Origin of the sequence: Oryzomicrobium terrae, from assembly GCF_008274805.1 — a bacterium.
GTDB classification, from domain to species: domain Bacteria; phylum Pseudomonadota; class Gammaproteobacteria; order Burkholderiales; family Rhodocyclaceae; genus Oryzomicrobium; species Oryzomicrobium terrae.
This window is the reverse complement of sequence record NZ_CP022579.1, coordinates 529,173-556,086: the sequence shown is the minus strand read 5'-3', so window position 1 is coordinate 556,086 and position 26,914 is coordinate 529,173. Positions and strand designations below refer to the sequence as shown.

The following is a 26,914-nucleotide window of genomic DNA, read 5'->3' as shown; positions in this document are numbered from 1 at the left end:
CAGTTTTTTTCTCAAAAACTCCGCTCGAACCAGCGGTAGGCCCCCTGGGGCGCCAGGACCATCGAGGCAAAACCTGCTCCCTGGGCGACCGGACGGCCGGCGGCATCCAGGGGGCGCAACTGAAAACGCAGCACGGCGCCGTCCGCCCCCTCCAGGCTGGCATGGCGGCGGGCCCGATAAAGCACCTCGGCGTGGCCCCGGTCGAACATCCAGCTGCCGGGTGGAACCTCCGGCACGGCCGGGGAAACTTCACCAGCGTAGTTGGCGGGACGTTCTTCGAGCCAGTCGAAGGGATTGCCGTCCGCCACCCGACGCAGCCGGGCCGGGTCCTGGGCGGCGCTGGCGGCGGCCATCTGGATGCGCAGGGCGAACTTGAGGCCGAGCAGGCTCTGCTCCATGGCGGCGCGCTCGGCCTGTTCCTGCAGGTGCCAGAAGCGGTCCAGGCCGACGCTGCCGAGCACGGCGACGATGGCCACCACCACCAGCAGTTCGAGCAGGGTGAAACCCCGCGCCGGACGAAGGGGTACAACCCGCCTCATTTCCCACCTCATTTGATCGCGACCTTGCCCAGGTCCCACATGGGCAGGAACACCCCCAGGGCGAGGATCAGCACCATGATGCCGAGGAAGACGATCAGGATCGGCTCGATCTGCTGGGACAGGGTCTTGAGTTCGTACTCGACCTCTTTCTGGTACATCTCGGCCACGTCCTGGAGCATGTCGTCCAGGGAGCCGGATTCTTCACCGACGGCGACCATCTGCAACACCACCGGGGTGAACACGCCGACAGCGGAAGCGGTGCGCAGCAGGCTTTCGCCGCGCTCCACACCATCGCGCATGCGTTCGGCGCAGTGGGCGACGAAACGGTTTTCCACGGTCTGGGCAGTCACGCCCAGGGCCTGCACGACCGGCACGCCGCTGCGCAGGGCCAGGGCCAGACTGCGGGCGAAGCGGGCCAGGGTGGCCTTGAGGACGATCTTGCCGGCGATGGGGATGCGCAGTTTCCAGCGATCCCACTTGAAACGCCCGTCGTCGCTGGCGACCCAGCCGCGGAAGGCGAATACGCCCCCCACCGCGGCGGCGGCCAGGGCCCACCACCAGTGCACCATGAACTCGGAAAAGCCGATCAGCAGCCGGGTCATCAGCGGCAGTTCGGCGCCGAAGCCCTTGAACACCTTGGCGAAGGCGGGGATGACGAACAGGTTGATGACGACGATGGCCACGGCCATGGCGCTGACCACGAACATCGGGTAGCGCAGGGCCGACTTGACCTGCTGGCGCATGAACTGCTCGAAATCCAGGTGGTGGTAGAGGCGCTGGAAGATTTCCTCGAGCAGGCCGGTCAGTTCGCCGACCCGGATCATCGACAGGTAGAAGGGCGAGAAGGCCTTGGGATGGCGGGCCAGGGAAACCGACAGTTCGCGTCCCGAATCGAGGCTTTCGCGCACTTCCTGGAGCACCGTCTTCATCGCCGGATTGGTGGACGATTCCTGCAGCCCGGCCAGGGCGCGCATGATCGGCACGCCGGCCTTGAGCAGGGCGTTCATCTGGCGGGAAAAGAGCAGCAGATCGACGGTGCGTACCTTCGGCCCGAAGGACAGGCTGGGCAGCTTGAAGGCCAGGGCCTCGGCGGCGGATTCACGGATTTCCAGGGGGATGCGCCCGGCGGCGGCAATGGCGTCGGCCACGGCAGCGGGGCTGGCGGCTTCGAGCACGCCCTCCACCAACTCGCCGCCGGCGGCCCGGGCTTTATAGGCAAACTTGGCCATGATGCGGCGCTACCTCAATCCTCGAACTGGTTGGAGACGCGCATCGCCTCCTCCAGGGTGGTCCTGCCGGCATGGACCAGGCGCAGGGCATCGTGGCGCAGGGTCTCGCCGGCCAGCTGGCGCCGGGCGGCCAGGACAAAGGCGCCGGTGTCGTCGGAGTTGGCGGCATCCACCAGCTCCTGGGTGATTTCCAGCACCTCGTAGACGCCGGTGCGCCCCTGGTAGCCGGTGCCGTTGCAGTGGGGACAGCCGCGCCCCTTGACGTAGCCGTTGTGGGAATTGCGCCCCTCTTCGAGGCGCAGCCATTCGCGCTCCCCGGGCGTCGGCTCGTGGGGCGTGGCGCAGGATTCGCACACCACCCGCACCAGGCGCTGGGCCAGCACCATGTTGAGGGACATGGCCACCATGTAGCGCGGCACCCCCATGTCCATCAGGCGCACCGGGGTGGAGATGGCGTCGTTGGTGTGCAGGGTGGACAGCACCAGGTGGCCGGTCATGGCGGCGCGCATGCCGATCTCGGCGGTGTTCTGGTCACGCATTTCGCCCACCAGCACCACGTCCGGATCCTGGCGCAGGGCGGAGCGCAGGACGCGCTCGAAGGTCAGGTCGATCTTGTCGTGCACCTGCACCTGGTTGATACCCGGGAGCCGGTATTCCACCGGGTCTTCCACAGTGATGATCTTGCGATCGGAAGTATTCAGCTCGTTGAGCGCCGCATACAGGGTAGTGGTCTTGCCCGAGCCGGTGGGGCCGGTCACCAGGATCATGCCGGAGGGGCGCTGGATGGCACGGCGCAGCTTGTGCACCACCGCCGGCGGCATGCCCAGGTTGTCCAGGCCGAGCAGGCCGGTGTTCTGGTTGAGCAGACGCATCACCACCGATTCGCCGTACTGGGTCGGCATGGTCGAGATCCGCACGTCCACCTGGGCATTGCGCACCTTGATGGCGAAGCGGCCGTCCTGGGGCAGGCGCTTTTCCGAGATGTCCAGGCCCGAGGTAAGCTTGAGGCGCAGGGCCACGGCGGTGGCGATCTTGGGGTCGGCCTCGGTCTGGATGTGCAGCACGCCGTCGATGCGAAAACGGATGCGCAACTTGTCGGCCTGGGGCTCGATGTGGATATCGGAGGCCCGAGTGCGCAGGGCCTCCTCGAATACTGTATTGAGCAGCTTGACCACCGGCGCGTCCTCGGCGCCGGTACCGGCGCCGATCAGGTCGGTGAAGTCGGACGGACCGTCGGCCAGATCAGCCTGCAACTCCTTGGCCAGGCCGGAGATCTCCTCGGTACGGCGGTAGAGGCGGTCGATAGCGGCGAGGAAGCCCCCCTCGGTGACCACCGCCAGCTCCACGTCGCGCTTGAGGATGCGGGTCAACTCATCGTAGGCCTGCAGGTCGGTGGGATTGACGAAGCCGACGCGCAGCCGGTCGCCCAGATCGGACAGGACGATGGCCCGGTAGCGGCGCGCCTGGGCCTCGGGCAGCAGGCGCACCAGGGCTGGGTCCGGGCTGAACTGCTTGAGATCGACGTAGATGGCGCGCAGTTGCTTGGCCAGCGCCTGGGAAATGCCCTCTTCGGTGACGAAGGCGGCTTCGACCACCACCCGGCCGAGCTGGCGGCCGGTGCGCTTTTGCTCTTCCAGGGCAAACTTGAGTTGTTCCTCGGTGAGCAATCCCTGGCTCACCAGCAGTTCTCCAAGCCGGACTTTTTCCGGCCGGGCCATGCGCCGTTCGGCGAATCGTTCGGTGACTTCCACCATGCGTGCTCTCTCGCGTTCGTGACGGCGGCATAACGCCTACCTTGGCGGCCATTATTGCCTATGTAATAGTCCGCCCCTATGAAAAAAATCACCCAAGCGGCGGCCGACCCGTCCACGGCGATCCCGGCGGCGCCCCTGGCCCTGGTGCTGGTCCAGCCGGAAATACCGCCCAACACCGGCAACATCATCCGCCTGTGCGCCAATACCGGTGCCGAGCTGCACCTGGTGGAACCCCTCGGCTTCCGCTGGAACGACAAGGACCTGCAACGGGCTGGCCTCGACTATCACGAGCACGCCCGGGTGCAACGCCACCCGGACTGGGCTGCGTGCAAGGCCGCCCTGGCCGGCCGCCGCCTGTTCGCCCTGACCACCAAGGGCAGCCGCCGCTACGATGCGCCGACTTTCGCCCCGGGGGACGTATTCGTCTTCGGCCGCGAATCGGCCGGACTGCCCGCCGAAATCCTCGCGGAATTCCCCGCCGAGGCGCGCCTGCGCCTGCCCATGCGCGCCACCAGTCGCAGCATGAACCTGGCCAACACGGCGGCGGTGATGCTGTTCGAGGCCTGGCGGCAACTCGGCTTTCCCGAGGGCGCCTGACCCGGAACAACGCCCCTTTCAATCCCTAGAAACGGCGCGGGGCTTCAGGCATACCCCCTGAAACCCCGCGTGGATAAAGGCGCTCCGGGGAGCGGCCGTTTATAGCGTTTCCGGTTTCGGGTCCCGCGCCAGGAGCGTTTCGGCGGCCTGGGCCGGCGCCAGTTCGCCGCGCAGCACCGCATCCACGGCGAAGGTGATCGGCATATCCACGCCCAGGCGACGGGCGGTGCGCGCCACCTCGGCGGCGGTGAGCACCCCCTCGGCGACGTGGCCCAGTTCGGCCAGGATGGTTTCCAGGGGCTTGCCGGCGCCGAGCGCCAGGCCGACGCGGCGGTTGCGCGACAGGTCACCGGTGCAGGTGAGCAGGATGTCGCCCATGCCGGCCAGGCCCATGAAGGTGTCGCGCTGGGCGCCCAGGGCTGCCCCCAGGCGGGTGATCTCGGCCAGCCCGCGGGTGACCAGGGCGGCCCGGGCGTTGTGGCCCAGGTGCAGGCCGTCGCTGATGCCGGTGGCGATGGCCAGCACGTTCTTCACTGCGCCCCCCACCTCCACCCCGACCATGTCGGCGTTGGCGTAGATACGGAAGCGGGAACCGTGCAGCTCCCGGGCCAGGTAGGCTGCCAGGGCTTCGTCGCTGCTGGCCAGGGCCACCGCCGTGGGCAGGCCGCGGCCCACCTCGTCGGCGAACGACGGGCCCGACAGGACGGCGCAGGGCGCCGCATGGCCGAGGGTTTCCCCCACCACCTGGTGCGGCAGCAAGCCGCTGCCGGCCTCGAAACCCTTGCACACCCAGACCACCGGGCAGGCCGCGCCGTGGGCGGCGAAGTACTCGGCCAGGCGCGCCGTGGTGGGCCGCAAGCCGGCCACCGGCGTGGCCACCACGACGATGTCGGCGCCGGCCAGGGCCTGGTCGAAATCAATGTGCGGCGCAACCCCGGCGGGCAAGGTCACGCCGGGGAGAAAACGCCGGTTCTCACGGCACTGGGCCATTTCGCCCAGCAGGTCGGTTTCCCGCCCCCACAGGGAGACGGCATGGCGCTCGGCGAAGGCCACGGCCAGGGCGGTGCCCCAGGCGCCGGCGCCGAGCACGGCGATCTTGGTTGCTTGAGTCATTGCGGCGAAGTCGGCGGTGCCGGGGCTCACAGGCCCCACACCTGGTTGGCGCGGATGAAGCCTTCCTGGCCGTCGCGGTGGCGCACCTTGGCCCAGCCGGCGGGGCCGACGGAAATCAGCTCCAGAGCCACTTTCTTTTCGGCGGAAAACACCAGGGCGGCGGAGGCATCCGCCTCGGCACGCACGTCGGCCCGGTCGGCGGTGACCTGCACGGTGCGCTTCTCCACCAGGTTCTTGCGCTCGATCCAGGCCAGGCCGCCGTCGGCGTCGCGCACCTTGGACCAGCCTTCCAGGTTCACCACCACTTCCACCGGGGTGTAGCGGCGGATGACGAACAAGCGCTTGCCCTTGGCGGAGGGGGCGTCGTAAAGCACGCCGGCCTCGCTCACCGAGCGGAACTCGGCGGCGGAGGCCGCGGACATGACCGGCGCCCCCAGCCCGGCCGCGATGCCCAGCAAGGCCGCAGCGCCGCAAACACGGCGCAGCAGCGGCAGGAAACGAGAGGTGGAAGTAGTCATGAGCGGGCTCCGCGAAAGGCGACGGTTACTGCAGGGAACCTTCGCCCTGCTCGGCCTGCTCCTGCAGGCGGGACATGTAGAGGGCTTCGAAGTTGACCGGGGAGAGGATCACCGGGGCAAAACCGGCACGAGTGGTGGCGTCCGACATCACTTCCCGGGCGTAGGGGAACAGGATGTTCGGGCAGGCCACGGCCAGCAGGGGCTCCAGCTGGTCTTCGGGCACGCCTTCGATGCGGAAGATGCCGGCCTGGGTCACTTCCACCAGGAAGGCGGTCTTGTCGTCGCGGCGGGCGGTGACGGTGACGGTCAGGGCCACGTCGAAGAAGTTGTTGCCCAGGCCGCGGCCTTCGGAATGCAGCTTGATTTCGACCTCGGGGCCTTCCTCGGCGAGGAACACTTCGGGCGCGCCGGGCACCTCGACGGAGAGGTCCTTGACGTACAGTTTTTCGATGGCGAAGGACGGTTGGACTTGTTCGGACATGATTTTTTCCTGAAACGGGAATGGGTAAAAGAGGGAACGACGCCGAAGCGTCAGGCACCCGCCAGCAGCGGGTCGAGACGTCCATCCCGCTCAAGGGCATAGAGGTCGTCGCAACCGCCGACGTGAAAGTCGCCAATGTAAATCTGCGGCACGGTGCGCCGGCCGGTTTTCTGCATCATTTCCTCGCGCCGGGCCGGTTCGAGATCGACGCGCACCTTTTCAATATCAACCACGCCCTTTTGCGTGAGCAGCTGCTCGGCACGCACGCAGTAGGGACAAACGGCGGTGGAGTACATCAGCACACGGGGTTTAGCCATGCGGCATTCCTTTCACAGTCGGGGGAGGCCGACCCGGTGCGCCGCAGCGCCCGGGGGCGAGTCGTTATTTTTTACGGGAAACCGGCAGGCCGGCCTGGGTCCAGGCGCCGATGCCGCCGGCCAGGTTCACCACCTTGGCGAAGCCGGCCTTCTTCAGTTCGCCGCAGGCCTTGCCCGAACGTACGCCAGAGGCGCATACCGCCACGACGGTGCGTTCCTTGAACTTGTCCAGCTCGCCGAGGCGCTCGGCCAGCTTGTCCACCGGGATGTTGCGCGCATTGGGAATATGGCCCTGGGCGAACTCGGCCGGGTCGCGCACGTCGAGGACGATGGCGTCCTCACGGTTGATCAGCAGGGTGGCGTCGGTGGCCGACACTTCGCTGCCGCTCTTGCGCAGAAACGAAGACAACAGCATGCCGCCGGCCACGGCCGCGGTCACCATCATGGCCAGGTTGTAAGGGTCTTTGAAAAACGGATCCACGAAAACTCCCGGAAAACAGGGGTGAAGAAAACAGAAGGGGAGAACGGCGAACGCCGGACCGACTCAGGCCGAACGGGCGCGGCCCTTGGCCGGCGCTTCGCCGCAAAAGACTTCGCGCATCATGTCGATGAGCTGGAGGGTACGGGCATCGCCGATGCGGTAATAGACCCGGTTGGCGTCCTTGCGGGTAAGCAGCACGCCCTTTTCGCGCAGGATCGCCAGGTGCTGGGAGATGTTGCTCTGGGACGTTCCCACGGCCTCGACGATGTCCTGGACGCAGACTTCGCTGTCGCCGACGACGCACAGAATCTTCAGGCGCAGCGGGTGCGACATGGCCTTCAGGGCGCGCGCCGCCTGCTGGATATGCTCTTCCTTGTCGATCACGCTCAACACGGTGGCCACTCGACACGCTCTCCGGAAAGGTGCCGCAGATGCGGCGGAATAGGGAAGCATTATAAAATAACCGTTTTTGCGCCGTACCGCATTTGCACCGCCGGGTTTTCCCGCGGCACAACCGCGCCGACGCAGCAAATTTTCACCTTCGACCCGATTTAGGACTTCCATGAAAAAAATCGTGCTGCTGCGCCACGGCGAATCCGCCTGGAACAAGGAAAACCGCTTCACCGGCTGGACCGACGTGGACCTCACCGAGAAAGGCATCGAGGAAGCCAAGAACGCCGGGCGCCTGATGAAGGAAGCCGGTTTCGCCTTCGACATCGCCTTCTCCTCCGTGCTCAAGCGCGCCATGCGCACCCTGTGGCTGTCCCTGGAAGAGATGGACCGGCTGTGGATTCCGGTGCAGCGTTCCTGGCGCCTCAACGAGCGCCACTACGGCGCCCTGCAGGGCCTCAACAAGGCCGAGACCGCCGCCAAGTACGGCGACGACCAGGTGCTGGTGTGGCGCCGCAGCTACGACACGCCGCCCCCGGCCCTGGAATTCGACGATCCCCGCCACCCGCGCTTCGACGCCCGCTACGCCCCCCAGTATTCCGGCATGTCGCCGGAGCACCTGCCGCTGACCGAGTGCCTCAAGGACACCGTGGCGCGCTTCGTCCCCTACTGGGAAGACACCATCGCCCCGGTGGTCAAGAGCGGCAAGAGCGTCATCGTCGCCGCCCACGGCAACAGCATCCGCGCCCTGGTGAAGTACCTGGACAACATCTCCGACGCCGACATCGTCGAGTTGAACATCCCCACCGGCATTCCCCTCGTGTATGAACTGGACGACGACACCCTGAAGCCGATCCGCTCCTACTACCTGGGCGACGCCGAAGCTGCCGCGGCCGCCGCCGCCGCCGTGGCCAATCAGGCCAAGGGCAAGTAAGCCACTCCGTGAGCCCCGCCGCCCACCGCCCGCGCCCGCGGGCGGCCGCATTTCTGCCCTCCCTGGCCGCCGCCCTGCTGGCGACCGGGCTGGGCCTCGCCCCGGACGCCGGGGCCGCTCCTGCCACCAAGGCCAAGGCCGCGGCGCCCCAGAAGGAACTCGAAGCCAAACAGGCCGACCTCTCCGACTTGCGCGGCAAGATCGACGGGTTGAAAAAGGACCTGGCCCGGACCGAAGAATCCCGGGCCGACGTGGCCGACCAGCTGAAAGCCTCCGAGCAGGAAATCTCCAAGCTGTCGGCCCGGCTGCGCGACCTCGCCAGCCAGCGCAGCCGAGTCGAGGGCGAACTGGCCGCGCTATCGCGGGAATCCCGTGATCTGGAAGGCGTCTTGACCCGCCAGCAGGCCGCCCTGGCCACCTTGCTGCAACGGGAATATCAGGCCGGCCGGCTGCAGGCCGACGACGACGCGCTGCGCCTGTTGTTGCGGGGCGAAGACCCGAACCAGCTCTCCCGCGATTTCCATTACCTCGGCGCCCTGGCCCAGGCCCGGCGCGACTGGCTGGGGCAGATGGAAAGCACCCTGCAGCGCAAGAAATCCCTGGCCGACGACACCCGCGAGCGGGCGGCGGAACTTGCCAAGCTCGAAGACAGCCAAAGGGAAGAGCAAGCCAAGCTGGCCAAGGAACGGCAGGCACGGCAGGCCAAGCTGGATGCCCTGGCGCAAAAGGTTTCGGCGCGGCGCAAGGAACTGGGCAGCCTGGCCCGGGACGAGCAGCAACTCTCGCGCCTCGTCACCGGTCTGAACCGGGTGATCGCCCAGCAGGCCGCCCAGGAAGCGGCGCGGCGCAAGGCCGAGGAAGAAGCGCGCAAGCGCGAGCAGGCCAAGGCCGCCGCCAGCGCCAAGGCGAACAACGCCGCCCCTGGCCGCCCCCCCCGTGGCAGCAGCGAGGAAAAGCCGCCCCGCCGGGCCGCCGAACTGGCCAACACCCGGGAACCGGAAGCCCTGGGCGGCAGCGGCAGCTTCGCCAGCCTGCGCGGCAGCCTGCGCCTGCCGGTGCGGGGCTCGGTGGTCAACCGCTACGGCGCCAGCCGGCCCGAAGGCGGTTCGTGGAAAGGCCTGTTCATCCGCGCCGGCGGCGGTAGCGAGGTAAAGGCCGTGGCCCCCGGCCGGGTAGTGTTCGCCGACTGGATGCGCGGCTTCGGCAACCTGCTGATCGTGGATCACGGCGGCACCTATCTGACGATTTATGGCAACAACGAAGCCCTCCTGAAAAAGGTCGGCGACGCCGTGAAAAGCGGCGACCCGGTCGCCACCGTGGGCAACAGCGGGGGCAATCCGGAAACCGGTTTATACTTTGAGCTCCGTTATCAGGGGCAACCCCAGGACCCGCTGCGCTGGGTCAATCTTCGTTAGGAGAAGCAGGTGAACGGCATCCCCCAGGCAAATGGCAACCGTCAGGTCCGCGGCAAGCGGTGGAAAACGGCGGGACTGGTCGCGGGCGGCTTCGTTGCCGGCGCGCTGCTGAGCCTCAATCTCTCCGCCCTGGCCGACAAGTCGGGCAAGGAAGGCCTGCCCGTCGAGGAGCTGCGCACCTTTGCCGAGGTGTACTCGGCGATCAAGCAGGGCTACGTCGAGCCGGTGGAGGACAAGAAACTCATCACCAATGCCATCTCCGGCATGCTCTCCAACCTGGACCCCCACTCCACCTACCTGGATACAGAAGCCTTCAAGGAATTGCAGGTAGGCACCCAGGGCGAGTTCGGCGGCCTGGGTATCGAGGTCGGCATGGAAGACGGCTTCGTCAAGGTCGTCTCGCCGATCGAGGACACCCCCGCCGCCCGTGCCGGGCTGCGCGCCGGCGACCTGATCGTCAAGCTCGACGACACCCCGGTGAAGGGCCTGACCCTGAACGAGGCGGTCAAGCGCATGCGCGGCAAGCCCAAGACCCCGATCACCCTGACCGTGGTGCGCAAGGGTGAGCAGAAGCCGATCGTCGTCACCCTGACCCGCGAAGTGATCAAGGTGCAGAGCGTCAAGGCCAAGGCCCTAGATAACGGCTACGGCTACATCCGCGTCACCCAGTTCCAGGAAAACACCACCCAGTCGGTGGCCAAGCAACTGGCCGAACTGAACAAGTCCGGCGACCTGAAGGGCCTGGTGCTCGACCTGCGCAACGACCCGGGCGGCCTGCTCAACAGCGCCGTCGGCGTCTCCGCCGCCTTCCTGCCGCCCAAGGCCCTGGTGGTGTCCACCGATGGCCGGGTCGAGGATGCCAAGCACAAGTATTACGCCGCCTCCGAGGACTACAACCGGGGCACCAAGGACGACGCCCTGAAGGGCCTGCCCGCCGCCGCCAAGACCGTGCCGATGGTGGTGCTGGTCAACAGCGGCTCGGCCTCGGCCTCGGAAATCGTCGCCGGCGCCCTGCAGGACCACAAACGGGCGGTGGTGATGGGCACCCAGACCTTCGGCAAGGGCTCGGTCCAGACCGTGCTGCCCCTGCCCCAGGGCGCCGCCATCAAGCTGACCACGGCGCGCTACTACACGCCGTCGGGCCGCTCGATCCAGGCCAAGGGCATCGTGCCGGACATCATCGTCGAGGAAACGCCCAACGGCGAATCCCATGACCGCATCCGCGAGGCCGACCTGGAGCGTCACCTGATCAACGACAAGGAAAAGGAAGCGCCCAAGGAAGCCGCCAAGGCCAAGGACAGCAAGGACGCGGCCAAGGAAAAGGATGCACCGAGCCTGGCCCCGTCCGAGTTCGGCGGTAAGAACGACTGGCAGCTGACCCAGGCGGTGAACCTGCTCAAAGGCCTGGCGATCATGCAGCCCAAGGCGGCCACCACCGTCACCGCAACGCAGTAAGTACGGCCCCGCCAGGGGCCAACGGGCCGGGAACGACGGCCAAGGAGGGAACGATGGTCACGCACCGCGCACATCCGGATCTCAACAAGGAACGGGACATCCTGTTCGCCAAGTTCCCGCCGGGCCAGGTACCCGAGGCGGCGGACCACCTGGCCCGCCAGCCCGCCCTGGCCGCCGAAGCCCGCCTGGCGCAGCGCGCCGTGGCGGTGCGCTACCAGCTCACCGACCACACCCTGCGTGAGTTGGAGGACGACCTGGCCGATCGCGGCTTCCACCTGGACAACACCCTCTTCAGCAAGCTGATGCGGGCCTTGATCTACTACGTGGAAGAAACCCAGCTGCACAACCTGGGCGTACCGGAAAAGCGGCTCAAACGCTCCAACGAGGCCTACATGCGCGCCTGGGAACAACACGCCCACGGCGACCACGACGACACCCCGCCGGAATGGCGGGACTACAAATAACCCCGCAATGACCGACGCCGAACTCGTTCGCTACAGCCGCCACATCCTCCTCAACGAAATCGGCGTCGAAGGCCAGGAACGCATCCGCCAGGGGCAGGTGCTGATCGTCGGCGCCGGCGGGCTGGGCAGCCCGGCCTCTCTCTACCTGGCTGCCGCCGGTGTCGGCACCCTGACCCTGGCCGACGGCGATACGGTGGACCTGACCAACCTGCAGCGCCAGATCCTGCACCGGGAGGACCGGGTCGGCCAGGCCAAGGCCGAATCCGGCCGGCAGACCCTGGCCGCCCTCAACCCGGACGTGGCGTTGCGCGCCCTCAACCAGCGCCTGGTCGGCGAAGCTCTGGACGCCGAAGTGGCCCGGGCCGACGTGGTGCTCGATTGCTGCGACAACTTCGCCACCCGCCATGCCGTCAATCGCGCCTGCGTCGCCGCCGGCGTGCCGCTGGTCTCGGGCGCGGCGGTGCGCTTCGACGGCCAACTGAGCGTGTTCGACCCGCGCCAGGACGCGAGCCCCTGTTATCACTGCCTGTTCCCCGAGGGCGAGGACGTGGAAGAAGTACGTTGCGCGGTGATGGGGGTGTTCGCCCCCCTGACCGGCATCATCGGCACCCTGCAGGCCGCCGAGGCCCTCAAGCTGCTGGCCGGCTGCGGCGAACCGCTGGTAGGTAAATTACAGCTCTTCGACGGGCTGACCTCACAATGGCGCACCGTGCGCGTCCCCCGGGACCCGGCGTGCCCGGTGTGCGGACCGCGGGGGCGCTGAGGGCGCCCAGCCCCTCTGCCGCCTCAGCGCTTCGGCGCCCCCACCATACGAGTCCCCCAGCCATTCGCACCGCAAGCGTCGCAGTCCTGCCGGCGGCGGATGACCCACCGGCACCGGCCGGCACGGGGAATAACCTTGACGGGCACCGCCTGAAAAGGCGCGCCAGCAAACGATCTTCACGATATCGACCTGAAGACCCGCGCCAATGCTTGCTCTCCAGGCATGCCCAGTGAAGATTGGCTCTGGGCGCGGCGCTTCGGGGTGCATGGGTTGAAATCGTGCCGCTCCGACCCACCAGTCCGGTCACACCGCTTCGGCGTTGCCCCCGCTTCGGCATTGCTTCCAAATTTTCCCGCCCCGCGAACACACGGCCCGCCCCCAGGGGATGCGACCGCACGGCAAAACGCTTGCGCCAGCCTCAACCGGCGGCGGGCAACCCCGGCTCAGGCGAAGCGGGCGAGGATGCGCGTGTCGACGCCCACCTGGCGCCGATCCACCACCGTCAGGCGGCGTTGGCCGGCCAGATCGGCGAGTTCGGGCAGGGTCAGCAGGCCGCTGGCAGTGTCGCCGAGCAGGGTCGGGGCCTGGTAGAGGAGCAGTTCGTCGGCCAGCCCCTCGCGCACGAAGGAGCCGGCCAGCTTGAAGCCGGATTCCACGTGCAACTCATTGACGCCGCGCCGACCCAGTTCGTCCAGCAGCGCCGCCAAGTCCACCTTGCCGGCGGCGTTGGGCAGGCTGAGCACCTCGCCGCCCGCTGCCGCCAACGCCGCCACCGCTTCGGGGCGGGCCGCCAGATCCACGGCGCACGCCACCAGCACCGGGCCGCCGTCGAACAGGGCCGCCTGGGGGGAAATCTCCAGGCGACTGTCCACCACTACCTTCCATGGCTGGCGGGAGGTGGCCACGTCGCGCACCGACAGGCGCGGGTCGTCGTCCTTGACCGTGCCGATGCCGGTGAGCACGGCGCAGGCCCGGGCGCGGTAGCGGTGGCCGTCGCGGCGGGCCTCCGGGCCGGTGATCCACTGGCTTTTGCCATTGGCCAGGGCGGTGCGCCCGTCCAGGCTGGACGCCAGTTTGACCCGCACCCAGGGCCGGCCCCGCTCCATGCGCGCGACGAAGCCGATGTTCAGTTCCCGCGCCGCCGCATCGAGCAAGCCGGCCGCGGTGGCGATACCCGCCTCCTGCAAACGGAGCAGGCCGCGACCGGCCACCAGGGGATTGGGGTCGCGCATCGCCGCCACCACCCGGACCACGCCGGCGGCCACCAGGGCATCGGCACAGGGCGGGGTGCGGCCGTGGTGGGAACAGGGCTCCAGGGTGACGTAGGCCGTGGCGCCCCGGGCCTGGGCCCCGGCGGCGCGCAAGGCATGGACTTCGGCATGGGGCTCGCCGGCCCGCTGATGCCAGCCTTCGCCCACCACGCGACCGTCACGCACCAATACGCACCCCACCCGGGGATTGGGCGAGGTGGTCCACAGCCCCTGCTCAGCCAAGCGCAAGGCCCGGGCCATGTAGGCGTGGTCGGCGGCGGAAAAGGCGGAAGCGGGCGTCGGGGGTGGCATCGTCATGAGCGCAGGTGGTGCGTCGCGAAAAAGGAAGAGAAGGGGAGGACGGCTAAGCGCTGGCGCCAGAACGTGCAGGCGTCCAGCGCTACAGCCAGCGGCAGCGCCGCGCATGGGCCCTGCGCCGCCGAACCAGCCGAACCCGGGCCACCGGTGGCCGCCCGCCGCTAGCAGCGGCTGTCCCTCAGCTGTTCTCGCGGGTGCGCTTGGGCGCGCCGTCCTTGGCGCCGGCCAGGCCGTTGTTGGGGTCGGCCTTGGAGACTTCGCGGATGACCCGGGAAAACTCGCCCAGATCCTCGAAGTTACGATAAACCGAAGCGAAGCGGATGTAGGCCACCTTGTCGAGCTTCTTCAGTTCGTGCATGACCATCTCACCGAGTTGCTCGGCGGTCACCTCCCGGTCGCCGAAGGCGAGCAGGCGGGTTTCGATGCGGGCGATGGCCTCATCCACCGAGGCGGCGGTCACCGGCCGCTTGCGCAGGGCCAGGGCCATGCTCGCCACCAGCTTTTCCCGGTCGTAGTCGACCCGGGTGCCGTTGCGCTTGACCACCTGGGGCATGCGGATATCCGCCCGCTCGAAGGTGGTGAAACGCTTGTCGCAGGTCAGGCAGCGGCGGCGGCGGCGCACCTGATCCCCGTCCTCATTGAGACGGGTATCGACCACCGCCGTTTCCGGCGCTCCGCAGAAGGGACACTTCATCGGGATTCAGCCGGGCGGGAAGCACCGCTCCCCGCCCAGAGCCCTATCAGGCGCTGTAGACCGGGAACTTGCCGCAGAGCTTGGCCACGTCGCCGCGCACCCGCTCCAGCACCGCTTCGTCGTTCGGCGCGTCGAGCACGTCGGCCACCAGGTGGGCGATCTGCTCGGCTTCGATCTCGGTGAAGCCACGGGTGGTCATGGCCGGGGAACCAATGCGGATACCGGAGGTGACGAAGGGCTTTTCCGGATCGTTGGGGATGCCGTTCTTGTTGACCGTGATGTGAGCCTTGCCCAAGGCGGCTTCGGCTTCCTTGCCGGTGATCTTCTTGGCGCGCAGGTCGATCAGGAAGACGTGGGACTCGGTACGGCCGGAGACGATGCGCAGGCCGCGCTCTTCACCCAGCACCTTGGCCATGACGCGGGCGTTGTTGATCACCTGCTCCTGGTACTTCTTGAACTCGGGGGAAGCGGCTTCCTTGAAGGCCACGGCCTTGGCGGCGATGACGTGCATCAGGGGGCCGCCTTGCAGGCCGGGGAAGATGGCGGAGTTGAGGGCCTTTTCGTGCTCGGCCTTCATCAGGATCACACCGCCACGGGGACCGCGCAGGGTCTTGTGGGTGGTGGAGGTGACCACGTCGGCGAAGGGCACCGGGTTCGGGTAGTAGCCGGCGGCGATCAGGCCGGCGTAGTGGGCCATGTCCACCCAGAAGATGGCGCCGACTTCCTTGGCGATCTTGGCGAAGCGCTCGAAGTCGATGCGCAGGGCGTAGGCGGAGGCACCGGCGACGATGATGCGCGGCTTGTGCTCGCGGGCCAGGGCTTCCATCTTGTCGTAGTCGATCTCTTCCTTCTCGTTGAGACCGTAGGAGACGACGTTGAACCACTTGCCGGACATGTTGAGGGCCATGCCGTGGGTGAGGTGTCCGCCTTCGGCCAGGCTCATGCCCATGATGGTGTCGCCGGGCTTGGCGAAGGCCATCAGCACGGCCTGGTTGGCCTGGGAGCCGGAATTGGGCTGCACGTTGGCGGCTTCGGCGCCGAACAGCTTCTTCAGGCGGTCGATGGCGAGCTGCTCGGCCACGTCCACGTACTCACAGCCGCCGTAGTAGCGCTTGCCGGGATAACCTTCGGCATACTTGTTGGTGAGCTGGGAGCCCTGGGCTTCCATCACCGCGTGGGAAACGTAGTTTTCAGAAGCAATCAGCTCGATGTGGTCCTGTTGACGGCGATTTTCAGCTTCAATCGCCTGCCAGAGTTCGGGATCCACTTTCGCCAGGGTGTCGTGCGCGGAGAACATCGAATAGCCCTCAAACCATTGAGAAAAGGGACGAATTGTACCACGCCGCCCCGGCACGCAAGGGCTTCAGCCCGGCAGTTCGTCGAGACTGACCGCCGCCAGGTGGGCCGTCTCGCCCCACGGTCCGATGCGCCATTGCCCTGCTTCGCCCCCCTCGCGGCCCAGCCAGTTCAGACCGGCGTTGGGAATGAGGAAATCCCGGGGCGACGACAACGGCAGCCCCCGGGCGAAACGGTTGAGGATGTCGAGCACGCCGCCGTGGGTGACCAGGATCAGCCGCTCGCCGGCATGGGCCACCGCCAGCCGTTCCAGGCAGGCCACCACCCGCCGCTGGAAGTCCACCAGGCTCTCCCCGCCCTGGGGCATCGCCACCTCGGGGAGGCGCTGCTCGAACGCCCGGTAGGCCTCCGGATAGGCCAGCCGCGCCTCGTCGTAGGTCAGCCCTTCAAAGGCACCGTAGCAGCGCTCGCGCAGGGCGGCATGGCGCTGTTGGGGCAACCCCGGCAAGGCTTCGCCGATCAGGGCGGCGGTGCGCGCCGCACGCCCCAGGTCGCTGGAAATCAATTGGGTAAACGGCCGATCCCCGTGCAGGCGCGCCAGATGGCGGCCTGCCGCCCGGGCCTGCTGCTCCCCGGTGGCATTGAGGGGAATGTCGCGATGGCCCTGGAGACGCTTTTGCGTATTCCAGGTGGTTTCGCCGTGACGCACGACACAGATCTCAGTGAAAAAAGGAGCAACCATGCAACTCATCCAGAGGTTTTTGGCCTGACGTCTAAAAACATAGACAAGTCGATTTTTCGAGACGCCGAAAAAGAGACGGAAAACCCGCGCAAGCCACGCAGGAACAAGGGATTACGGATAAGAAACAGCGATTATGGCTAGAGCAACTTATGCAATAATGGCCACGCTTTTTTGGAGAGCAGCAGCCAATGCCATTTTGGCATGCCGCGCACATAAAAACCGGCCACAAGCCAGGCCGATCCAGTGGGCCCAAGAAGCCCAATATTCTAAGACTACCCAGACCCTAGGAGGAGAAATCTGTGAACGTCCTGCTCAAGCTGTCGCGTCTGATCGACGCGCTCAATGAGCGTGTCGGCCGGAGCATGATCTGGCTGATTCTGCTCTCGGTCATCATCAGCGCCGGCAACGCCGTGGTCCGCAAGGCCTTCAACTACAGCTCGAACTGGCTGCTGGAAATCCAGTGGTACATGTTCGCGGCGGTGTTCCTGCTCTGCGCCGGCTACGCCCTCAAGCACAACGCCCACGTGCGTATCGACGTCATCGCCGGGCGTTTTTCGCACCGTTCCCAGGCCTGGATCGACATCATTGGCACCATCGTCTTCCTGATGCCGATGGCACTGATCACCCTGTGGCTGTCCTGGCCCTTCTTCCTGCTTGCGCTCAATACCGGCGAAATGTCGTCCAACCCGGGCGGCCTGATCCGCTGGCCGGTGAAGATGCTCGTCCCCCTCGGTTTCGCCCTCCTGGTCCTGCAAGGCGTCTCGGAACTGATCAAGCGCATCGGCTACCTCCAGGGCCTGGTCGACGACCCCTACGCCAAGGATGAAGGCCCCAGCGCCGAAGAACAATTGGCCGCCCACATCAAGGCCACCAAAGGGGAGGTCGTCTGATGGACTTCATCGCCCAAAACATGGCGCCGATCATGTTCGGCTGCCTGGTGCTGTTCATGCTGTTCGGCTACCCGGTGGCCTTCGCCCTGGCCGCCAACGGCATCATCTTCGGCTGGATCGGCATCGAACTCGGCCTGCTCCACCCGGCCCTGTTCCAAGCCATGCCGGAGCGCATCTTCGGCATCATGAACAACGACACGTTGCTCGCCATCCCGTTCTTCACCTTCATGGGCCTCATCCTGGAGCGTTCGGGGATGGCCGAGGATCTGCTCGACACCATCGGCCAGCTGTTCGGCCCGATCCGCGGCGGCCTGGCCTACGCGGTGATCTTCGTCGGCGCCCTGCTGGCGGCGACCACCGGCGTGGTGGCGGCCTCGGTGATCTCCATGGGCCTGATCTCCCTGCCGATCATGATGCGCTACGGCTACGACACCCGTCTGGCCTCCGGCGTGATCGCCGCCTCGGGCACCCTGGCTCAGATCATCCCGCCGTCCCTGGTGCTGATCGTGATGGCCGATGCCCTCGGCCGCTCGGTGGGCGACATGTACGAAGCCGCCCTGATCCCGGGTCTGGTCCTCACCGGCCTGTATGTGAGCTACGTGCTGATCGTCACCCTGATCAAGCCCAGCGCCGCCCCGGCCCTGCCGGCGGAAGCCCGCACCAAGCACGGCATGAAGCTGTTCGTGCATGCCATGCTGGTGATGGTGCCGCCGCTGCTGCTGATCTTCCTGGTGCTCGGCACGATCTTCCTCGGCATCGCCACCCCCACCGAGGGCGGCGCCATGGGGGCCGCCGGCGCCCTGATCATGGCCATGCTACGCAAGCGCCTGTCCTGGGCCCTGCTCAAGCAGGCCATGGAAGCCACCGCCCGCCTGACCACCTTCGTGGTGTTCATCCTGGTCGGCGCCCGGGTGTTCTCCCTGACCTTCTACGGCGTCGATGGCCACATCTGGGTCGAGCACCTGCTCACCGACCTGCCCGGCGGCCAGATCGGCTTCCTGATCGTGGTGAACGTGCTGGTCTTCTTCCTGGCCTTCTTCCTCGACTTCTTCGAGCTGGCCTTCATCGTCGTGCCGCTGCTCGGCCCGGTGGCGGAAAAGCTGGGCATCGACCTGATCTGGTTCGGCGTGCTGCTCGGGGTGAACATGCAGACCTCGTTCATGCACCCGCCCTTCGGCTTCGCCCTGTTCTACCTGCGTTCGGTGGCGCCGAAGTCGGTCAAGACCACCGACATCTACTGGGGTGCCGTACCCTTCGTGCTGATCCAGATCATCATGGTGGCGCTGATCATCGTCTTCCCCAACATCGCCAGCTACGGCGAGGGCCACGACGTGTTCCACAGCAAGCAGACCGAAGAGGCGCCGCTGGAACTGCAGCTCAACCTGGAGGACGACCCCAACGCCCAGGGCGGCCAGCAGGACGACAATGCCCTGCTCAAGCAGCTACAGGGCGGCGACAGCAAGGACGGCGAGAGCAAATAACGCCGTCACCGCAGCACCTTCCCAGCCCGCGCCCTGCGCGGGCTTTTTCATGGCTGCCGCCCGGCCACCACGGCAAGGACCGACCACCGGCAGCCATGCCCAACCGGCTACTCGGCCAGCAGCCAGCCCTGCTCGCCTTTGACGAAGCGCCCCTTGGCCGAACCGTCGCGCTGTCCCACCACTGGCAACTCGCTGCGGTAGGTAAAGTCGCAGACGTAACCCGGCGCCTCGGCGCTCTTCTGGCAGGCCACCTTCTTGGCCGCCAGCACCTTGATGTTCTGCGCCAGCTGGTCGCCGACGAAACGGCCGGTGGCGGACTGCAGGCTGTGCTCGTAGGCGAGGCGGATGTCCTCATCGTTGGGTTCGGCGGCGCAGGCCGCCAGCATCAGCGCGCACATCAGGGGGCAAAGCCGCAAGGCAAAGGGACGCATGGGGGCACTCCAGGCAAGGGCGACGCCCTAGACTGCCCCGGGCCGGGGCGCCTGGCAAGCCGGGGGCCGCGCTAAAATCGCCCCATGCCGTCCGCCTGCCCTCCCGTCGACACTGCCGACGCCCCCATCGCGCCCGCGCCCCCTCCCCGCCCCTACGTCGGGCGCTTTGCCCCATCGCCCACCGGCCCCCTGCATTTCGGCTCCCTGGTGGCGGCCGTGGGCAGCTACCTGGACGCCCGAAGCCAAGGCGGCCGTTGGTTGCTGCGCGTCGAGGACGTGGACACGCCGCGCATCGTGCCCGGCGCGGCGGAAGGCATCGTGCGCACCCTGGAAGCCTTCGGCTTCGCCTGGGATGGGGAGGTGCGCTGGCAAAGCGCGCCATCCCAGGTGGCGGCCTACCAGGCGGCCCTCGACGCCCTGATCGCCGCCGGCCGCGCCTACCCCTGCCGCTGCACGCGCCGCGCCATCGCCGCCGCCGCGCAGCACACGTCGGTGGACGGAGCGCCGGTCTATCCCGGCACCTGTCGCCATGCCCCGCCGCCCCCCGGTCCGGCGGCCTGGCGCTTTCGCCTCCCCGCCAGCGGCGATCCGGCCGATACGGTCACGGTGCTCGACCGCCTGCAGGGCGCCATCACCCAGCGCCTCTCCCGGGATGTGGGCGACTTCGTGCTGAAGCGGGCCGACGGGGTATACACCTACCAGCTGGCCGTGGTGGTGGACGATGCCGACCAGGGGGTCACCGACGTGGTGCGCGGCGCCGACCTGATCGACTCGACACCGCGCCAGGTGGCCCTGCAACGGGCGCTGGGGCTGCCCACACCGGCCTACCTGCACCTGCCGGTGGCAGCCAACGCCGCCGGGGAAAAGCTCTCCAAGCAGACCCTGGCCCCGGCCCTGGCCATCGATCAGCGTTGCCGCGAACTGGTTCGCGCTCTGGCCTTTCTCGGCCAGCAGCCCCCCGCCGAACTGGCCGAGGCCCGCCTGGACGAACTCTGGCAATGGGCGCGGCGCCACTGGTCGGTGGCTCGCGTGCCGGCCCGGCGGCACCTCGTCTTGACGGAAGAATTGACGGGCACCGACCCGACCCCCGCGCCAGAAGGCAATCTCCACAACATACCCGCGGAAAGGCGCGCGGAATAAGGCGCTCCAGACAGGCATCGTGAAGATGCCCGTCCTGCCTAGGGTTTCGCGGGGTCAGTAGCGGTCGCCCAAGCCAACCAGGGAGAGGCCGATGCGCACCATGTAGTAGGCCGTCCAGCGCAGCCCCCGGGCCACCAGGCCGAGGCGGCGCCAATCGTTGGCCCGCACCTCCCGGGCGTCCTCACCGAGGGCTTCGCCCAGACGCTCGCGCAGCTCCGCGGCGAACGGGCGGTCGTGCGCCACCACGTTGGCCTCCCGGGCGAGCAGCAGACTGAAGGGGTCCATGTTGGCCGAACCGACCGTGGCCCAAACGCCGTCCACCACGCCGACCTTGGCGTGGAGAAAGCTGGCCCGGTATTCGAAGATGCGCACCCCGGCCGCCAGCAGGGCGCCGTACAGGGCCTGGGTGGCATAGTGCTGCAGACGATATTCGACCCGCCCCTGGAGCAGCACGATCACGCTGACGCCGCGCTGCGCCGCATCCATCAAGGCATGGCGCAAGCGCCGGCCGGGCAGGAAATAGGCGTTGGCGATGACCACCTCCTGCTGCGCCGCGGCGATGGCCTCCAGGTAGGCCTCGGGAATGTCGCGGCGATGGCGCAGGTTGTCGCGGATCAGCAGCGCCGCCCGCTGGCCCTGCCCCGGCGCCGCCGTGGACGCAACGGGCGCGGGCGTATCCAACTGGCCGACCCGGTAGCGGTGGCGGAAGTTGGCCCAGACGACGATTTCCCACACCCGCACCATGGTGCCGCGCACCGCCGCGACCAGAGGCCCCTCGACCTGCACGGCGAAGTCGTAGCGCGGCGCGGTGTGGCCTGGCACATTGAAGTCACTCTCGATGTTGATGCCGCCGACGAAGGCCACCTGGCAGTCGATCACCGCCAGCTTGCGGTGCAGGCGGCGCAAGCGGTGGCGCTTGAGGCGGAAGCGGCCGCGCAGGCTGGCGATCTCGGGCCGATAGATGAGCACGCGCACACCGTCGGCCTGCATTTCCGGCGCCAAGGTGCGGGGGAATTCGCCGCCGCCGAAGCCATCCACCAGCACCTGCACCAGCACCCCGCGTTGCGCCGCCCGGGCCAGGGCGGCAGCCACGGCCCGGCCCACGTCGTCGTCGGCGAAGATGTAGCTTTCGAGGAAGATTTCCCGCTCCGCCGCGTCGATGGCGGCGAGCAGCGCGGGGAAGTATTCCACCCCGCATTGGAGGAGCTTCAGCCGGTTGTCGGGTTGAAACTCGATCGGCACCGCGGCTACCCGTTGGGCTGGAGCCGCGCGGCGAGCAGGGCGTGGTCGGAAATGCGCGACCAGGGCCGGCCGGCATGGACCCGGGCATCGGCCACCTGGAAACCGCGCACGTAGATGCGGTCGAGGCGGAACAGGGGCAGGGCCGCCGGGAAGCTGCGCGACGGTTTGCCCCGCCCCTGGTCGAAGGCCTCGTGCAGACCGAGGCGCTCGGCCAGCAGGGTGTTGGCCCGGTTGCGCCAGTCGTTGAAATCGCCGGCGATGATCAGGGGAGCGTCGGGCGGCACCAGTTCTTCGAGACGCCCGGCCAGCAGGTCGAGCTGGCGGCGGCGCGAGTGGCCGAGCAGCGAGAGGTGCACGCATACGCAGTGCAGCGAGCGCCCCTCCCAGGCGGGCACGGCGATCTCGCAGTGGAGCAAGCCGCGCCGCTCGAAGCGGTGATGGGTCACGTCCTGGTTGTGGGTGTGCACGATGGGAAAGCGGGACAGCACGGCGTTGCCGTGGTGGCCGTGGTCATAGACCACGTTGCGCCCGTAGGCCGCTTCCTGCCACATATCCTCGGCCAGGAACTCGTGCTGGGGCGCCGCCGGCCAGGCATCGTGACGCGCCTCGTGATGGCGGTGCTGGCCCTGCACCTCCTGCAGGAACAGGATGTCCGGCGCCAGGCCGCGCAGTTCCTGGCGCAACTCGTGGACCATCATGCGCCGGTTGAACTGGGAAAAGCCCTTGTGGATGTTGTAGGTGGCGATCGAAATCGGCGCCAGGCGCCCGCCCGCGCCGGCGGGCGTGGGGGTCACGGCACGATCGGCGGCAGGCAGCGGGCGCATGGGGGTCGCAGGCAACGATGGAGAGCTGTCGGGTCGCTCAGGACTCAGGACACCGCCAGCATGCGGTCCAGGGCCAGGCGCGCCAGTTCGGCTTCGTGGGCCGGCACTGAAATGCGGTTGACCACCTTGCCTTCCACCAGGTTTTCCAGGGTCCAGGCCAGGTGCTGGGGGTCGATGCGCTGCATGGTCGAGCACATGCAGATGGTGGTGGCCATGAACTGGACGATCTTGTCGTCCGGCGCCACTTCCCGGGCCAGCCGCTCCACCAGGTTGAGCTCGGTGCCCACCAGCCAGCGGGTGCCCTTGGGCGCTTCCTTGATGGTCTTGACGATGTGCTCGGTGGAGCCGACGTGGTCGGAAGCGGCGCACACCTCGAAGTTGCACTCCGGGTGGGCGATGACGATACCCTCCGGGTGCTTGGCGCGGAAAGCGTCGATGTGGCTCTTCTGGAACATCTGGTGCACCGAGCAGTGGCCCTTCCACAGCAGGATCTTGGCGTTCTTGATCTGCTCCGGGGTGAGGCCGCCGTACTCCAGGTCCGGATCCCACACCACCATGTCGATGAGGGGCATCCCCAGCTGGTGGCCGGTCCAGCGGCCCAGGTGCTGGTCGGGGAAGAACAGCACCTTGGGCCGGCGGGCGAAGGCCCATTCGGCGATGGTGCGGGCGTTCGACGAGGTGCACACGATGCCGCCGCGCTCGCCGCAGAAGGCCTTCAGGTCGGCCGCCGAGTTGATGTAGGTGACCGGGGTGACCTGGTTGGCCGGGTCCTCGCCGAGCACCTCGCCCAGTTCGCGCCAGGCCCGGGTGACCTTGGCCAGATTGGCCATGTCGGCCATGGAACAGCCGGCGGCCAGGTCGGGCAGGATGGCGATCTGGTTGGGCTTGGACATGATGTCCGCCACTTCGGCCATGAAGTGCACACCGCAGAAGACGATGTAGTCGCTCTCGGCCTGGGCGGCCAGGCGCGACAGCTTGAGGGAATCGCCGGTCAGGTCGGCGTGCTGGTACACGTCGGCCCGCTGGTAGTGGTGGCACAGCAGCACCGCCTTCTTGCCCAGCTTGGCCCGAGCGGCGCGGATGCGCTCTTCGCACTCGGCGTCGGACAGGGTGTTGTAACGGTCGAAGGAGGGGTTGAAGGCAATGGTTTGCATGTGAACTGTCGCTTCTTGGATTAGCTCTGTACCCAGGGGAGTCCGGCGTGGCGCCAGCCGCCGACGGTATTGCGCCGGCCGTCGGCGTTCTTGTCGCCTTCGAAGCCCTCCAGGATGTTGCACGCGCTGGTGTAGCCCGCGTTGGCCGCCGCCGTGGCCGCCGCATGGGAGCGGCCGCCGCTGCGGCAGAGGAAAAGCACCAGGGCTTCCCGATCCACTTCCCGTTTCAGGCGATCGAGAAAATGGGGGTTGCGCCCCCCGTCCGGGTAGAGGTTCCACTCGATCTCCACCGCACCGGGAACCCGCCCCACCCAGTCCCACTCGGCCTTGGTGCGCACATCCACCAACACCGCCCCGGGAGCCAGCTTCCACACCTCGTGGGCTTCCGCCGGGGTCAGGGAGCCGGCGTAGGGAAAATTCTGATCCTGGGCGCGGGTCTTGGCCAGCGCCAGCAATTCGTTCAAACGACCCATGGCAACCTCGCGGTTCAGTGAAAGTCATGGAAGTGGGACCGGCCCGCGTCCGGGTGGTTGCGCCACCCGGGGCAAACCCATCGGGCCCGGTCCGCTACCGTTCTGCCTGCCGGTTTTCCCTAGATGAGGGCGCCACGGCAAGCGAACAAGGGGGAGGCAAGTATAAATCAGCACCTCGTCCGTGCGGCCCCGGCATCCCGGGCCGCGATACTGCCCCATGGTGCGATTTGGTGCAGAATGCGCGCGCCAATCGCTTTTGCACCATTTTGGTGCACCAAAACCAAACGCCGCACCGTTGTAGTGCGCGATCTGCAAGCCCCTGCGTGGGGTTTCTGTTATGGCACAATGGCGTGGCTTAGCCGGCCGCACTGGCACAAAAAGTGCTCGTTACGCCCCGCAAACGAAATCCCGGATTCCTGTATTCTGCCGGCCACCGGCACCTTGCTTAGGAGATGTAGCACATGACGACCCCCCAGGACGTGATCAAGATGGTCAAGGAAAACGACGTTAAATTCGTCGATTTCCGCTTCACCGATACCCGTGGCAAGGAACAGCACGTCGGCGTGCCCATCAGCCACTTCGACGAGAGCAAGTTCGAAGAAGGCCACGCCTTCGACGGCTCCTCCATCGCTGGCTGGAAAGGCATCCAGGCTTCCGACATGCTGCTGATGCCGGACGCCGACACCGCCTACATCGACCCCTTCTTCGACGAAACCACCCTGGTGCTGACCTGTGACGTGGTGGAACCGGCCGACGGCAAGGGCTACGACCGCGACCCCCGCTCCATCGCCAAGCGCGCCGAGGCCTACCTGAAGTCCTCCGGCATCGGCGACACCGCCTTCTTCGGCCCGGAACCCGAGTTCTTCATCTTCGACTCGATCGAGTGGAAGACCGACATGTCCGGCACCTACTGCAAGATTTCCTCCGAAGAGGCCCCCTGGTCCTCCGACGACAAGTCCGAAGGCGGCAACGCCGGCCACCGCCCCGCGGTGAAGGGCGGCTACTTCCCGGTTCCCCCGGTTGACCGTCTCAACGACATCCGCGCCGCCATGTGCCTGGCTCTGGAATCCCTGGGCGTGCCCGTGGAAGTGCACCACCACGAAGTGGCCACCGCCGGTCAGTGCGAAATCGGCACCAAGTTCTCCACCCTGGTGAAGCGCGCCGACTGGACCCAAATCCAGAAGTACGTGATCCACAACGTGGCCTACCAGTACGGCAAGACCGCCACCTTCATGCCCAAGCCCCTGGTTGGCGACAATGGTTCCGGCATGCACGTGCACCAGTCCATCTGGAAGGACGGCCAGAACCTGTTCGCCGGTAACGGCTACGCCGGCCTGTCCGAAATGGCCCTGTACTACATCGGCGGCATCATCAAGCACGCCCGTGCCCTGAACGCGATCACCAACCCGCTGATCAACTCCTACAAGCGCCTGGTGCCCCACTTCGAAGCCCCGGTGAAGCTGGCCTACTCCGCCAAGAACCGCTCCGCCTCGATCCGCGTGCCCCACGTGGCCTCCACCAAGGCCCGCCGTATCGAAACCCGCTTCCCGGATCCGGGTGCCAACCCCTACCTGTGCTTCGCTGCCCTGCTGATGGCCGGTCTGGACGGTATCCAGAACAAGATCCACCCGGGCGAGCCTGCGGACAAGAACCTGTACGATCTGCCGCCGGAAGAAGACGCCAAGATCCCGACCGTCTGCCACAGCCTGGATCAGGCGCTGGAAGCCCTGGACCAGGACCGCGAGTTCCTGACCCGCGGCGGTGTGTTCTCCAACGACTGGATCGATGCTTACATCGCCCTGAAGATGGAAGAAGTGACCAAGCTGCGCATGGCGGTCCACCCCCTGGAGTTCGAGCTGTACTACTCCATCTAAGCGATCGCGCGACCGCAGAATGAAGAAGGGACGGGGCAACCCGTCCCTTTTTTCTTGGGCGGGCGCTGCGCTCATGACACGCCGGAGTACATGGCCTACCATCGATCCGCACCGGCTCCCGGTTGCCCCCGCTCCGCATCGCCCCTACACTTGCCCCATGCGTAACGAGGCCCCCATGAAATCTGCGTCCCTGCTCCTTTCCGCCGCCCTGCTGCTTGCCGCCGGCAGCGCCCAGGCCCAGATCTTCCGCTGCACCGATACGGAGGGAAACACCGTCATCTCCAACGTGCAGCAAGGCAAGAATTGCAAGAAAGTGGCCACCGACCCGGTGTCCACCCTGCCCGCGCCGCCCAAGCCGAGCGCCGCCGCCCCGCGCACGCCCTCCCCGGCCGGCTTCCCCCGGGTCGACGACGCCACGCAAAAATCCCGGGACGGGGACCGTCGCCGCATCCTCGAACAGGAACTGGCCAGCGAGCAAAAGAGCCTGGAAGAAGCGCGCAAGGAGCTGGCCGAACAGGAAGGCATCCGCAACGGCGACGAACGCAACTACCAGAAGGTGCTCGACCGCCTGCAGCCCTACAAGGACAAGGTGCAACTGCACGAGCGCAACATCGAGGCCATTCGCAAGGAAACGGCCAACCTGCGCTAAGGCGCA

29 protein-coding genes are annotated in these 26,914 nt (G+C 67.2%); 11 read left to right on the top strand and 18 right to left on the bottom strand.

The window, feature by feature from the left end; translation table 11 throughout:
- Nucleotides 1-11 precede the first annotated feature (11 nt).
- The 3 genes from OTERR_RS02540 to OTERR_RS02530 are packed head-to-tail and all read right to left on the bottom strand — an operon-like array spanning nt 12 to nt 3,522.
- Nucleotides 12-539 carry a prepilin-type N-terminal cleavage/methylation domain-containing protein gene (locus OTERR_RS02540; protein ID WP_223115986.1) on the bottom strand — a complete coding sequence of 176 codons (528 nt, stop codon included), beginning with the start codon at nt 537-539 and terminating at the stop codon, nt 12-14.
- Between the two features lie 8 nt (nt 540-547).
- Nucleotides 548-1,768: a type II secretion system F family protein gene (locus OTERR_RS02535; RefSeq protein ID WP_149424757.1), complete on the bottom strand. Its 1,221-nt coding sequence runs from the start codon at nt 1,766-1,768 to the stop codon at nt 548-550.
- Between the two features lie 14 nt (nt 1,769-1,782).
- Nucleotides 1,783-3,522 carry a GspE/PulE family protein gene (locus OTERR_RS02530; protein ID WP_246154280.1) on the bottom strand — a complete coding sequence of 580 codons (1,740 nt, stop codon included), beginning with the start codon at nt 3,520-3,522 and terminating at the stop codon, nt 1,783-1,785.
- Nucleotides 3,523-3,600: 78 nt separating this feature from the next.
- On the opposite strand from OTERR_RS02530, the gene OTERR_RS02525 reads away from it, so the two are divergent.
- Nucleotides 3,601-4,119 (top strand): tRNA (cytidine(34)-2'-O)-methyltransferase, encoded by a 519-nt coding sequence (locus tag OTERR_RS02525; protein ID WP_082396555.1) that lies wholly within the window; start codon nt 3,601-3,603, stop codon nt 4,117-4,119.
- A 99-nt stretch (nt 4,120-4,218) separates the two neighbouring features.
- Here the strand turns inward: OTERR_RS02525 and OTERR_RS02520 are convergent, their stop codons facing one another.
- The 6 genes from OTERR_RS02520 to OTERR_RS02495 all read right to left on the bottom strand — a co-directional run bounded on the left by OTERR_RS02520 (nt 4,219) and on the right by OTERR_RS02495 (nt 7,362).
- Complete coding sequence (locus OTERR_RS02520) at nt 4,219-5,232, bottom strand: NAD(P)H-dependent glycerol-3-phosphate dehydrogenase (protein WP_149426405.1); 1,014 nt, start codon at nt 5,230-5,232, stop codon at nt 4,219-4,221.
- A 26-nt stretch (nt 5,233-5,258) separates the two neighbouring features.
- A complete protein-coding gene (locus tag OTERR_RS02515; RefSeq protein WP_054620082.1) occupies nt 5,259-5,750 on the bottom strand; it encodes an SH3 domain-containing protein in 492 nt (163 codons plus the stop codon).
- Nucleotides 5,751-5,775: 25 nt separating this feature from the next.
- Nucleotides 5,776-6,231 carry a protein-export chaperone SecB gene (secB, locus tag OTERR_RS02510; protein WP_054620083.1) on the bottom strand — a complete coding sequence of 152 codons (456 nt, stop codon included), beginning with the start codon at nt 6,229-6,231 and terminating at the stop codon, nt 5,776-5,778.
- 50 nt (nt 6,232-6,281) lie between these two features.
- Entirely contained in the window at nt 6,282-6,548 is a 267-nt protein-coding gene (gene grxC, locus OTERR_RS02505) for a glutaredoxin 3 (protein WP_149424756.1), read from the bottom strand.
- Between the two features lie 64 nt (nt 6,549-6,612).
- Nucleotides 6,613-7,029, bottom strand: a complete 417-nt coding sequence (locus OTERR_RS02500; protein ID WP_246154278.1) for a rhodanese-like domain-containing protein — start codon at nt 7,027-7,029, stop codon at nt 6,613-6,615.
- 63 nt (nt 7,030-7,092) lie between these two features.
- On the bottom strand, nt 7,093-7,362 hold the full coding sequence (locus OTERR_RS02495) for an ArsR/SmtB family transcription factor (protein WP_246154429.1): 270 nt from the start codon (nt 7,360-7,362) through the stop codon (nt 7,093-7,095).
- Nucleotides 7,363-7,591: 229 nt separating this feature from the next.
- Here OTERR_RS02495 and gpmA point away from each other — a divergent pair, with 229 nt between their 5' ends.
- From gpmA to OTERR_RS02470, 5 genes are read left to right on the top strand one after another with little or no spacing between them, the layout of a single operon-like run.
- Nucleotides 7,592-8,353 carry a 2,3-diphosphoglycerate-dependent phosphoglycerate mutase gene (gene gpmA / locus OTERR_RS02490; protein ID WP_054620086.1) on the top strand — a complete coding sequence of 254 codons (762 nt, stop codon included), beginning with the start codon at nt 7,592-7,594 and terminating at the stop codon, nt 8,351-8,353.
- An 8-nt stretch (nt 8,354-8,361) separates the two neighbouring features.
- The gene (locus OTERR_RS02485) at nt 8,362-9,768 is read left to right on the top strand and encodes a murein hydrolase activator EnvC family protein (RefSeq protein WP_149424755.1); all 1,407 of its coding nucleotides are present in this window, start codon (nt 8,362-8,364) and stop codon (nt 9,766-9,768) included.
- A 9-nt stretch (nt 9,769-9,777) separates the two neighbouring features.
- Nucleotides 9,778-11,223 (top strand): S41 family peptidase, encoded by a 1,446-nt coding sequence (locus tag OTERR_RS02480; protein ID WP_425466022.1) that lies wholly within the window; start codon nt 9,778-9,780, stop codon nt 11,221-11,223.
- Nucleotides 11,224-11,276: 53 nt separating this feature from the next.
- Entirely contained in the window at nt 11,277-11,687 is a 411-nt protein-coding gene (locus OTERR_RS02475) for a hypothetical protein (protein WP_149424754.1), read from the top strand.
- Between the two features lie 7 nt (nt 11,688-11,694).
- The gene (locus OTERR_RS02470) at nt 11,695-12,450 is read left to right on the top strand and encodes a HesA/MoeB/ThiF family protein (RefSeq protein ID WP_149424753.1); all 756 of its coding nucleotides are present in this window, start codon (nt 11,695-11,697) and stop codon (nt 12,448-12,450) included.
- Between the two features lie 443 nt (nt 12,451-12,893).
- Here OTERR_RS02470 and ribD read toward each other — a convergent pair whose 3' ends face one another.
- The 4 genes from ribD to OTERR_RS02450 form a co-directional block, all read right to left on the bottom strand.
- Entirely contained in the window at nt 12,894-14,018 is a 1,125-nt protein-coding gene (gene ribD / locus OTERR_RS02465) for a bifunctional diaminohydroxyphosphoribosylaminopyrimidine deaminase/5-amino-6-(5-phosphoribosylamino)uracil reductase RibD (protein ID WP_246154276.1), read from the bottom strand.
- A gap of 178 nt (nt 14,019-14,196) precedes the next feature.
- Nucleotides 14,197-14,712: a transcriptional regulator NrdR gene (nrdR, locus tag OTERR_RS02460; protein WP_054620091.1), complete on the bottom strand. Its 516-nt coding sequence runs from the start codon at nt 14,710-14,712 to the stop codon at nt 14,197-14,199.
- Nucleotides 14,713-14,758: 46 nt separating this feature from the next.
- The gene (gene glyA / locus OTERR_RS02455; protein WP_149424752.1) at nt 14,759-16,009 is read right to left on the bottom strand and encodes a serine hydroxymethyltransferase; all 1,251 of its coding nucleotides are present in this window, start codon (nt 16,007-16,009) and stop codon (nt 14,759-14,761) included.
- 66 nt (nt 16,010-16,075) lie between these two features.
- Entirely contained in the window at nt 16,076-16,750 is a 675-nt protein-coding gene (locus OTERR_RS02450; protein ID WP_149424751.1) for a histidine phosphatase family protein, read from the bottom strand.
- A gap of 299 nt (nt 16,751-17,049) precedes the next feature.
- Between OTERR_RS02450 and OTERR_RS02445 the strand changes: the two genes are divergently transcribed.
- Nucleotides 17,050-17,640, top strand: a complete 591-nt coding sequence (locus OTERR_RS02445) for a TRAP transporter small permease subunit (RefSeq protein WP_054620094.1) — start codon at nt 17,050-17,052, stop codon at nt 17,638-17,640.
- Complete coding sequence (locus OTERR_RS02440; protein WP_223116029.1) at nt 17,637-19,121, top strand: TRAP transporter large permease; 1,485 nt, start codon at nt 17,637-17,639, stop codon at nt 19,119-19,121. Before OTERR_RS02445 ends, OTERR_RS02440 begins: the two co-directional genes overlap by 4 nt.
- 107 nt (nt 19,122-19,228) lie before the next feature.
- Here the strand turns inward: OTERR_RS02440 and OTERR_RS02435 are convergent, their stop codons facing one another.
- Complete coding sequence (locus OTERR_RS02435; protein ID WP_149424750.1) at nt 19,229-19,552, bottom strand: hypothetical protein; 324 nt, start codon at nt 19,550-19,552, stop codon at nt 19,229-19,231.
- Nucleotides 19,553-19,636: 84 nt separating this feature from the next.
- On the opposite strand from OTERR_RS02435, the gene gluQRS reads away from it, so the two are divergent.
- Nucleotides 19,637-20,692, top strand: a complete 1,056-nt coding sequence (gene gluQRS, locus OTERR_RS02430) for a tRNA glutamyl-Q(34) synthetase GluQRS (protein WP_149424749.1) — start codon at nt 19,637-19,639, stop codon at nt 20,690-20,692.
- 54 nt (nt 20,693-20,746) lie between these two features.
- Here the strand turns inward: gluQRS and clsB are convergent, their stop codons facing one another.
- The 4 genes from clsB to OTERR_RS02410 all read right to left on the bottom strand — a co-directional run bounded on the left by clsB (nt 20,747) and on the right by OTERR_RS02410 (nt 24,385).
- Complete coding sequence (gene clsB, locus OTERR_RS02425) at nt 20,747-21,928, bottom strand: cardiolipin synthase ClsB (protein ID WP_149426402.1); 1,182 nt, start codon at nt 21,926-21,928, stop codon at nt 20,747-20,749.
- A gap of 11 nt (nt 21,929-21,939) precedes the next feature.
- Nucleotides 21,940-22,632 carry an endonuclease/exonuclease/phosphatase family protein gene (locus tag OTERR_RS02420; protein ID WP_246154427.1) on the bottom strand — a complete coding sequence of 231 codons (693 nt, stop codon included), beginning with the start codon at nt 22,630-22,632 and terminating at the stop codon, nt 21,940-21,942.
- 170 nt (nt 22,633-22,802) lie between these two features.
- Nucleotides 22,803-23,912 carry a quinolinate synthase NadA gene (gene nadA / locus OTERR_RS02415; RefSeq protein WP_149424747.1) on the bottom strand — a complete coding sequence of 370 codons (1,110 nt, stop codon included), beginning with the start codon at nt 23,910-23,912 and terminating at the stop codon, nt 22,803-22,805.
- Nucleotides 23,913-23,932: 20 nt separating this feature from the next.
- On the bottom strand, nt 23,933-24,385 hold the full coding sequence (locus OTERR_RS02410; protein ID WP_149424746.1) for a rhodanese-like domain-containing protein: 453 nt from the start codon (nt 24,383-24,385) through the stop codon (nt 23,933-23,935).
- 461 nt (nt 24,386-24,846) lie between these two features.
- Between OTERR_RS02410 and glnA the strand changes: the two genes are divergently transcribed.
- The gene (gene glnA, locus OTERR_RS02405) at nt 24,847-26,259 is read left to right on the top strand and encodes a type I glutamate--ammonia ligase (protein ID WP_054620099.1); all 1,413 of its coding nucleotides are present in this window, start codon (nt 24,847-24,849) and stop codon (nt 26,257-26,259) included.
- Nucleotides 26,260-26,434: 175 nt separating this feature from the next.
- Nucleotides 26,435-26,908, top strand: coding sequence for a DUF4124 domain-containing protein (locus OTERR_RS02400; RefSeq protein ID WP_149424745.1), 474 nt, complete (start codon nt 26,435-26,437; stop codon nt 26,906-26,908).
- Nucleotides 26,909-26,914 lie beyond the last annotated feature (6 nt).

What these genes read in the sequence shown, in the direction of transcription:
- OTERR_RS02475 (WP_149424754.1), top strand. Translation starts at nt 11,277, where the DNA reads ATGGTCACGCACCGCGCACATCCGGATCTCAACAAGGAACGGGACATC.
- OTERR_RS02435 (WP_149424750.1), bottom strand. Translation starts at nt 19,552, where the DNA reads ATGCGTCCCTTTGCCTTGCGGCTTTGCCCCCTGATGTGCGCGCTGATG.
- OTERR_RS02495 (WP_246154429.1), bottom strand. Translation starts at nt 7,362, where the DNA reads ATGTCGCACCCGCTGCGCCTGAAGATTCTGTGCGTCGTCGGCGACAGC.
- grxC (WP_149424756.1), bottom strand. Translation starts at nt 6,548, where the DNA reads ATGGCTAAACCCCGTGTGCTGATGTACTCCACCGCCGTTTGTCCCTAC.
- OTERR_RS02520 (WP_149426405.1), bottom strand. Translation starts at nt 5,232, where the DNA reads ATGACTCAAGCAACCAAGATCGCCGTGCTCGGCGCCGGCGCCTGGGGC.
- OTERR_RS02420 (WP_246154427.1), bottom strand. Translation starts at nt 22,632, where the DNA reads ATGATGGTCCACGAGTTGCGCCAGGAACTGCGCGGCCTGGCGCCGGAC.
- ribD (WP_246154276.1), bottom strand. Translation starts at nt 14,018, where the DNA reads ATGACGATGCCACCCCCGACGCCCGCTTCCGCCTTTTCCGCCGCCGAC.
- OTERR_RS02530 (WP_246154280.1), bottom strand. Translation starts at nt 3,522, where the DNA reads ATGGTGGAAGTCACCGAACGATTCGCCGAACGGCGCATGGCCCGGCCG.
- nrdR (WP_054620091.1), bottom strand. Translation starts at nt 14,712, where the DNA reads ATGAAGTGTCCCTTCTGCGGAGCGCCGGAAACGGCGGTGGTCGATACC.
- OTERR_RS02540 (WP_223115986.1), bottom strand. Translation starts at nt 539, where the DNA reads ATGAGGCGGGTTGTACCCCTTCGTCCGGCGCGGGGTTTCACCCTGCTC.
- glyA (WP_149424752.1), bottom strand. Translation starts at nt 16,009, where the DNA reads ATGTTCTCCGCGCACGACACCCTGGCGAAAGTGGATCCCGAACTCTGG.
- secB (WP_054620083.1), bottom strand. Translation starts at nt 6,231, where the DNA reads ATGTCCGAACAAGTCCAACCGTCCTTCGCCATCGAAAAACTGTACGTC.
- OTERR_RS02410 (WP_149424746.1), bottom strand. Translation starts at nt 24,385, where the DNA reads ATGGGTCGTTTGAACGAATTGCTGGCGCTGGCCAAGACCCGCGCCCAG.
- gpmA (WP_054620086.1), top strand. Translation starts at nt 7,592, where the DNA reads ATGAAAAAAATCGTGCTGCTGCGCCACGGCGAATCCGCCTGGAACAAG.
- glnA (WP_054620099.1), top strand. Translation starts at nt 24,847, where the DNA reads ATGACGACCCCCCAGGACGTGATCAAGATGGTCAAGGAAAACGACGTT.
- nadA (WP_149424747.1), bottom strand. Translation starts at nt 23,912, where the DNA reads ATGCAAACCATTGCCTTCAACCCCTCCTTCGACCGTTACAACACCCTG.
- OTERR_RS02450 (WP_149424751.1), bottom strand. Translation starts at nt 16,750, where the DNA reads ATGGTTGCTCCTTTTTTCACTGAGATCTGTGTCGTGCGTCACGGCGAA.
- OTERR_RS02470 (WP_149424753.1), top strand. Translation starts at nt 11,695, where the DNA reads ATGACCGACGCCGAACTCGTTCGCTACAGCCGCCACATCCTCCTCAAC.
- OTERR_RS02535 (WP_149424757.1), bottom strand. Translation starts at nt 1,768, where the DNA reads ATGGCCAAGTTTGCCTATAAAGCCCGGGCCGCCGGCGGCGAGTTGGTG.
- OTERR_RS02400 (WP_149424745.1), top strand. Translation starts at nt 26,435, where the DNA reads ATGAAATCTGCGTCCCTGCTCCTTTCCGCCGCCCTGCTGCTTGCCGCC.
- OTERR_RS02515 (WP_054620082.1), bottom strand. Translation starts at nt 5,750, where the DNA reads ATGACTACTTCCACCTCTCGTTTCCTGCCGCTGCTGCGCCGTGTTTGC.
- OTERR_RS02525 (WP_082396555.1), top strand. Translation starts at nt 3,601, where the DNA reads ATGAAAAAAATCACCCAAGCGGCGGCCGACCCGTCCACGGCGATCCCG.
- gluQRS (WP_149424749.1), top strand. Translation starts at nt 19,637, where the DNA reads ATGCCGTCCGCCTGCCCTCCCGTCGACACTGCCGACGCCCCCATCGCG.